Here is a 7,145-nt window from a genome sequence, read left to right as displayed (position 1 = left end):
ATGACCGATGTTTCTGTCTACAAAAATGCAAACATTGACCGACGCCTGTTTTCGAAAATAAGAAATAACAAGGAGTATACTCCATTAAAGAAAACAGTAGTAGCTTTTGCCATATCCCTTCGATTAAACCTTGAAGAAACGAATAGTCTATTAGAAAAGGCAGGATACACATTATCTAGAAGCCATAAATTTGATGTTATTATTGAGTACTTTATTCAACAACAAAACTATAATATATTTGAAATTAATGAGGCTTTGTTTAGCTTTGACCAAGACTTGTTAGGTGCATAAAAAAAGGACGACCCTGACTGATGTCTGGATCGTCCTAATTTATTATTTCTTTTGAACAGTAATTGTCCATGCAGCATCACTTAGCTGCTCGTAGTTAGTAATTGTGTGACCTTCTTCTGCTGCCCAGCGAGGGATACTTTCAGTTGCTTGGGTACAGTCAAATTCGATTACAAGCTCGTCACCTGAGCTCATTTCTGCGATAGCCTCTTTTGCTTCTACTAAAGGGAATGGACAAACCATACCCATAACTTCTAATACTTGTTTCATTTCAAAATCTCTCCTTTTTTATGCAGTTTTTACACTTGCTTTCATTGCTTTATTCTTTTTACGTCCACGTACAAAAACGAAGTATACAGCCGTCCAAGTACCTAAAATCATAAATGCTAGAGCAATCCAGCCCTGCCAAGTCATCATGGCAGTCATTACTAAACCATTACCAATTGAGCATCCGCCTGCTAAACTAGCACCGAAGCCCATTAAATTACCACCAACAAAGCTATTAATACCAGTTTTAACATCTGGCATTCTAAAACGGAACTCACGGCTAGCTTTTGCTGCGATAAATGACCCAATGAAAATACCAAGGACTAAAAATACACCCCAATTGATAAATGCTGTGTCTCCTGTTGTTAAATATTGAAGGATATTAGCTGATGGAGTTGTAATTCCTAGACCACCAATACGTCCAGTAGCAACGCTTAACGGCCAAGCTAACACTGCAATAGCCCCGATTAAAACTGCAGTTACAAATGGGTGCCAGCGTTTTTCAAATAAAATATGTGCCAATCCAGTTCTTTTTGGCTTTAAAGATGGGATAAAAACTTTTGGTTTTGTAACTTCTTTATAGACGATCCATCCTACTACTGCTACTAGAATACCTATTAAAATCCATACGTTGATTCCAAGTGTTTCTGGAATGGAGTTAGATGGTAGCTGAGAAGAACTTATTTTATTGTTTAAAGGTACTAATACCCCTGTTTTCATAATAGCTGCCATTAGCATATATCCTGCTAAGGCTATCCAGCTCCCGATTAAGCCTTCACCAGCACGGTACCACGTTCCCGTCGCACAACCACCGGCTAACACAATACCAATACCAAAAATGAATGATCCTATAATTATTGCAACTAATGGTAGAGTACCAGCATTAAATTCAAACACGCCTAACTCTATTAATGTATACACACCGACACTTTGTACGGCAATTGCTATTAATAACGCATAAAACATGCGATTGTCTTTTGTTAAGTACATATCACGGAAACCGCCAGTCAAACAAAATCTTCCTCGTTGCATGACGAATCCTAATAACGCCCCACAAAATAAACCTGTAATGAGCATTTGTATCACGCTTATCCCGCCTTCTCTTTAATTCTTACTAAACTGATAGGATTATATTACATTGGAAAAGTAAATATGACAATTATTTTGCTTAAAAAAATTATCGCCAATATGTGGAATAGATAATTGTCGCTTTTCAAGCGACCTTTTACATTGTCTCAATTGATATTATTCATTTGTAAACAAAAAACAAATGGGGGTTAACCTAATGAAGAAGAATGTAACGGAGTTAGTATTTATCTTGGATAAGAGTGGTTCAATGGCTGGATTAGAGGCAGATACGATAGGAGGATTTAATGCGATGCTTGCTAAACAGAAAAAGGAGGAGGGAGAGGCTATAGTTACAACAGTTTTATTTAGTGATAACTATGAATTATTACATGACAGGATAAATATAAAGGGCGTTTCGTCCATGATGGATAGAGACTATCAAGTAGGTGGAATGACTGCCTTACTTGATGCGATTGGGTCATCCATACAGAAAATAGGGAATATACAAAAGAGAACAAGCTATGAAGAGCGGGCCAATAGGGTGCTCTTTGTTATTACAACAGATGGGATGGAAAATTCAAGCTGTGAGTACAATTATGAAAAAATCCGCTCCATGATTTCATATCAGAAGGAGAAATACGGTTGGGAATTCATATTCCTCGGTGCTAATATTGATGCAATTACAACTGCTGCTAACTTTGGGATTACAGAGGAGTTTGCTGTTAAATACCACGCGGATAAAGAAGGGACGCGCTTGAATTATGAATCAGTTAGTGATGTTGTTTCCTCTTATCGTAATGGAGCAAAAATAAATAAATCGTGGAAAAAGGGAATAGAAACCGATTACGCGAGTCGCAAGCAACATCGAAAATGATTCATATAATAAGGTTAGTCAAAAGCGACTGGCCTTTTCTTTTTTTTAGTTAGTGGACTACTGGCATGTAGTTTTCCAAGGGTGTTGAATTAGATGGGAGTTGAAAGCACAATGATTGGTATTATTTTTTATGCGTATGGAGCTCCAAAATCGATAGATGATTTGCCCGATTTTTTTGCCCACCTCATACATGGGAAAGAAGTAACGACAAAGATGATTGAGGACTTTGTAAAAAGATATCGTGCGTTTGGATCGAATGACCCATTAGGTGCACATTCCGCGCGAATTGCTCAAGGTCTAGAAAAAGTATTGAATAGCCACTCAAAAGCAATCAAAGTATACAATGCCTACAAGCACACTTCTCCGTTTTTAGAAGAAACACTCCAAAGAATGTTAGATGACCAAGTGGAGACAATTGTTACTTTTTCAGTTAACCCTATATTTTCACCTACTGGCGCTGGTGTGTATCAAAAAGAGGTAGAGGATTTTCTTGCAAAATCAGGAGTTAATAAAGAACTTATTCATATAAAAGGTTGGAATACGCATCCAGCGATTATTTCGGTGTATGGCGATCGATTGAGACGTGCCTTTAGATGGCTTCCTGCACATGTGCAAGAAAATGCATTTGTATTATTTACGGTTCATAGCCAACCGCTTAATCCGAAAGGAAATGATAAATATATTGAACAATTTCAAGCAATGGCTCAGGCAGTAGCGAGTGAAGCAGGTATATCTAACTGGATGTTGTCTTATCGCAGTGCCAGTAGTAAGGTTGGCTGGCTTGGCCCCGATGTGAAGGATATCATTCGATCACTAGTAGAGGTGGGAGCTCGCGGATTTGTAACATGTGAGCTTTTATCTGTGGTGGCAGACATGGAGTCATATTTTGAAATCGGGAGAGATGCCCAACTTGTTAGTGAGGAGCTAAAGGTAGAATTTGTCCGAGCTGAGTTTCCCGGTGATTCATTTGATACCGTAAATGCATTAGGGGAGATAGTGAGGGAGCAACTAACTATGAAAATTAAGGGAATAAAAGATTAGAGATAATCTGGTGCTTTCCGTGTGGTGAGCGATAAGCCACTACCATCGCTTCCGTGCGTTAGTGTTGTCTTATCTGTCTCACTCATCCCACTAAAATAGCCCTTTTTAAATCAATAAAACAAAAACCATTAAGGCAAAAGTAATAAAGAAGAAGGATGTTCAAAGTTTATAATTGCTTTTGGATTAATAGTAATTAATAAAATTTTTTATCAGTATATATTTCCAAAGTATCGTCCGATAAGACTTTCTGTTTATTGCTTTGTTGTGATTTCCCCATCTACCACAAAATTATTAAAATAAAGTTTGTTGTTTTATTTGGCTCATCAGTTATAAATACATAGCAAAATATAATAATTCATTTAATGCTAAAAGATATATTGACTATTTAAAGTTTTTTGATTATTCTTTAAAATATGAAAGTTGTATACAGTCTACAATTAAAACGGGAGGGGTAATGTTGTCGACAGGTATAAAAAAAAATCCGAATTTAAAGACCCAAGTTTATAACTACTTGAAAAATCAAATAATGACGGGAAAGTTAAGACCGGGTGAAAGATTAATAGAAGAGAAGATATCTAACGATTTAGAAGTTAGTAGGAGCCCAATTAGAGAATCAATTAGAATGCTTGAGAAAGATGGACTTCTGAAAGTAAAAAAAACAGGAGGAGTTACAGTAGTAAAACCCACTATGCAAGATTTTCAACATATGTATGAATGTCGCGTAGAAATGGAACCGCTTTCATCTTTTTATGCCGCGAAGAGAAGGTCATCAGAACAATTAGAGACGATAAGGGCTGCGTTGCTTAAAGGTAAAAATCTTGAAGCCGGTTCAACTAGTAAAGACGATGAGCTTTTGAATTTTCACGAGGCAATTGTTCAAGCTAGCAATAACCAATGGCTGATTAGTATGGTTTCTCACCTAAGAGGTATTAATGGTTTTTATAGAAAGTCCATAATAGAGGAAAATCCTTTTCATGTTGAACAAGCTTATATAGAACATCAAAAAATATTTCAAGCCATTGTAGATCAAGATAGCGAAGGTGCTCGTAAGTATATGAAAATCCATATTGAAAGCGATTACAATTTATTTATGGAATTATGTAGAAAAAAAGAGGTGAAATAATTGTCGTCAAAAAAACCGTTAGAAGGAATTAAAGTATTGGAATTAGGCAATTTAGTGGCTGCTCCATTTGCGGGGAAATTGTTTGCGGAGTTTGGTGCAGAAGTAATAAAAGTAGAAGAACCTAAAAATGGTGACCCTTTAAGAAGTTGGCGGGTGATGCACGAGGATACTTCCGTTTGGTGGTACGTACAATCAAGAAATAAAAAGTCGATTACCGTAAATTTGCGTGAGTCTGAAGGACAGGATATAGTTCGGGATCTTGTGGGCAAAGTGGATGTCGTTCTTGAGAACTTTAAACCAGGAACTCTAGAAAGATGGGGGTTAGGCTATGAAGACCTTAAAGAAATAAATAAATCAATTATTATGACGCGAATCTCTGGGTACGGTCAGACCGGACCGTATAAAGAAAAGGCTGGATTTGGAAGTGTTGCCGAAGCAATTGGAGGTTTGAGGTACTTAACTGGTTATCCAGATTTACCTCCAGTCAGAGTAGGGATAGCTTTAGGGGACTTGATAGCTGGATTATATGCTGTAATTGGTACTCTTATGTCGCTCAGAGCTAGGGATAATCACCCTTTAAAGAATGGGCAACTAGTTGATGTAGCTCTCTATGAGTCTGTTTTTAGTTTACTAGAGGGAATTTTACCAGAATACGATTTAACAGGCGTTGTTAGAGAGAGAACAGGTAGTACACTTCCGGGAATAGCACCTTCCAATACATACATGTGCAAAGATGGAAAGCACATAGTCATAGGGGGAAATGGGGACAAAATTTTTCAGAGATTAATGAAAGCTATTGGTAGAGAAGACATAGCAACCAACACTTTGTATTCAACTAATCAAGGACGCGCAGATAATGTAGAGTTTATTGATGGTGCTATTGAAGAATGGACAAGGCAGCTTCCATTAAAAGAAGTGCAACATATTCTCGATAATGCATCTGTTCCGGTAGGACCGATTTATGGAATCAAGGAGATTATTGAGGATGAGCAATACATTGCTCGCGATATGTTACAAAAAATTGAAATACAAAATGGCGCACAGGTTTTAATGCCTGGAATTGTACCCAAGCTCTCTGAAACTCCTGGGAAAATTGAGTGGAGTGGACCTAAACTAGGGGAGCATAACGAAGAAATTTATACTAAATTTTTAAATATGTCAGTGGAAGAGTTCAAAACATTTAAAGAAAAGGGAGTGATTTAATATGACCGATGTGAAAATTATTGACGTCAGTCCTCGTGATGGACTACAAAACGACTCTAAAATTATATCGGTTAAAGAAAAAGTTGAATTGATTAATAGATTACTAAAAGCAAGGGTTAGCTCTATTGAAATTACTTCATTTGTTCATCCTAAAAAAGTTCCCCAGATGGCGGATGCAGAATTGGTTGTCCAAGAATCAGCAAAATTAGGAAGTTTTGAAGCAATTGCATTGGTCCCGAACTATAAGGGATTTCAACGACTGAAAGAATTCAACCTCTCAGAAATAAACTGGGTCAGTTCAGCAACAGAGACATTTAATCAAAAAAATATTGGCTTCACGATTGAAGAGAGTTTGAAGCAATTTAAATTAATTAAACAGGAAGCTAAACAAGCGGGAATTAAGACTAATTTTTCAATTGCTGTTAGTTTTGGTTGTCCTTATGAAGGAGATGTGGATAAATCAAAAGTTGTTGAATTAGTGGAAAGAGTAAAGGAAATTGGTGTAGATCGGATTACTATTGCAGATACGATAGGTATTGCAACACCTAACCAGGTAAAAGCCCTAAGTGAGGAAGTCTTGGGTATTGTAGGTGATACAGCTGTAGCAATTCATTTACACGACACAAGGGGTCTTGGATTGGCAAACGCCTACAGTGCTTATGAAGCCGGTATTCGCATTTTTGAAACAGCGGTTTCTGGAATTGGTGGATGTCCCTTTGCCCCAGGCGCTGCAGGTAATTTAGCAACAGAAGATTTAGTTTACTTATTTCATCGAATGAACATTAGTACAGGCTTAGATTTAAATGAATTAATAAATGCAGCAGATTTTGCTGCAAATTTATCTTCGAAGAACCCTTTGGGACGTATTAGGCATATCGAGAGAAATATTATTAGGGAGGAAATAAAATGAAAAAACTGTGGAAAACTCTTTCTTTTATCACTATAGTAACTTTACTATTATCGGCATGTAGTTCTAGTGATGGAGAAACTAAGGCAGTCAGTTCAGATGTAAAAGGATTTGAAGAAACTACAATTCGCTTAGCCTATAATTTGCCTGCAGATCATCATGTGGCAATAGGTATTGAACAATTTGCAAAAGATGTTATGGAAAAATCAGGTGGTGCTATAAAAATGCAAGTATATCCATCTGGTCAGTTATTAACTGATAAAGAGATGAACCAGTCTATATTAACTGGTGGTGTAGAGATGGGAGTAAATTCTTCAACTCTTTGGGCAAGTACAGTACCTGTAATGGGAGTATTTGACGTGCCTTATGTCTTT

General features: G+C 37.0%; 8 protein-coding genes and 1 pseudogene. 7 read left to right on the top strand and 2 right to left on the bottom strand.

The features are described 5' to 3' along the window. Positions 1 to 291, top strand: a pseudogene (locus tag AC06OU_RS12310) (RNase III inhibitor); the annotation flags it as partial. Positions 292 to 333: 42 nt separating this feature from the next. Here the strand turns inward: AC06OU_RS12310 and AC06OU_RS12305 are convergent. Together AC06OU_RS12305 and AC06OU_RS12300 are read right to left on the bottom strand one after the other, a co-directional pair. Beyond that, a complete protein-coding gene (locus AC06OU_RS12305; RefSeq protein WP_169360055.1) occupies positions 334 to 558 on the bottom strand; it encodes a sulfurtransferase TusA family protein in 225 nt (74 codons plus the stop codon). Between the two features lie 18 nt (positions 559 to 576). Further along, positions 577 to 1,632, bottom strand: a complete 1,056-nt coding sequence (locus tag AC06OU_RS12300; RefSeq protein WP_169360088.1) for a YeeE/YedE family protein — start codon at positions 1,630 to 1,632, stop codon at positions 577 to 579. Between the two features lie 208 nt (positions 1,633 to 1,840). Between AC06OU_RS12300 and AC06OU_RS12295 the strand changes: the two genes are divergently transcribed. The 6 genes from AC06OU_RS12295 to dctP form a co-directional block, all read left to right on the top strand. After that, a complete protein-coding gene (locus tag AC06OU_RS12295) occupies positions 1,841 to 2,497 on the top strand; it encodes a vWA domain-containing protein (RefSeq protein WP_475856108.1) in 657 nt (218 codons plus the stop codon). Between the two features lie 93 nt (positions 2,498 to 2,590). Beyond that, positions 2,591 to 3,538 carry a ferrochelatase gene (hemH, locus tag AC06OU_RS12290; RefSeq protein WP_475856107.1) on the top strand — a complete coding sequence of 316 codons (948 nt, stop codon included), beginning with the start codon at positions 2,591 to 2,593 and terminating at the stop codon, positions 3,536 to 3,538. A 454-nt stretch (positions 3,539 to 3,992) separates the two neighbouring features. Further along, positions 3,993 to 4,661, top strand: coding sequence for a GntR family transcriptional regulator (locus AC06OU_RS12285; protein ID WP_342567414.1), 669 nt, complete (start codon positions 3,993 to 3,995; stop codon positions 4,659 to 4,661). Beyond that, positions 4,662 to 5,864 (top strand): CaiB/BaiF CoA transferase family protein, encoded by a 1,203-nt coding sequence (locus AC06OU_RS12280; protein ID WP_342567415.1) that lies wholly within the window; start codon positions 4,662 to 4,664, stop codon positions 5,862 to 5,864. Position 5,865: 1 nt separating this feature from the next. Next, entirely contained in the window at positions 5,866 to 6,774 is a 909-nt protein-coding gene (locus tag AC06OU_RS12275; RefSeq protein ID WP_298472180.1) for a hydroxymethylglutaryl-CoA lyase, read from the top strand. Beyond that, the coding region (dctP, locus tag AC06OU_RS12270) for a TRAP transporter substrate-binding protein DctP (protein WP_475856105.1) at positions 6,771 to 7,145 on the top strand (375 nt) is incomplete at its 3' end. The genes AC06OU_RS12275 and dctP, both read left to right, overlap by 4 nt.

Source organism: Psychrobacillus sp., assembly GCF_056205495.1.
Note: the sequence above shows the minus strand (reverse complement) of the source record. Positions and strands in the feature narration are given on the sequence as shown.

Coding starts and splice junctions, on each gene's coding strand:
- AC06OU_RS12305 (WP_169360055.1), bottom strand. CDS start 558: ATGAAACAAGTATTAGAAGTTATGGGTATGGTTTGTCCATTCCCTTTA.
- AC06OU_RS12300 (WP_169360088.1), bottom strand. CDS start 1,632: ATGCTCATTACAGGTTTATTTTGTGGGGCGTTATTAGGATTCGTCATG.
- AC06OU_RS12295 (WP_475856108.1), top strand. CDS start 1,841: ATGAAGAAGAATGTAACGGAGTTAGTATTTATCTTGGATAAGAGTGGT.
- hemH (WP_475856107.1), top strand. CDS start 2,591: ATGGGAGTTGAAAGCACAATGATTGGTATTATTTTTTATGCGTATGGA.
- AC06OU_RS12285 (WP_342567414.1), top strand. CDS start 3,993: ATGTTGTCGACAGGTATAAAAAAAAATCCGAATTTAAAGACCCAAGTT.
- AC06OU_RS12275 (WP_298472180.1), top strand. CDS start 5,866: ATGACCGATGTGAAAATTATTGACGTCAGTCCTCGTGATGGACTACAA.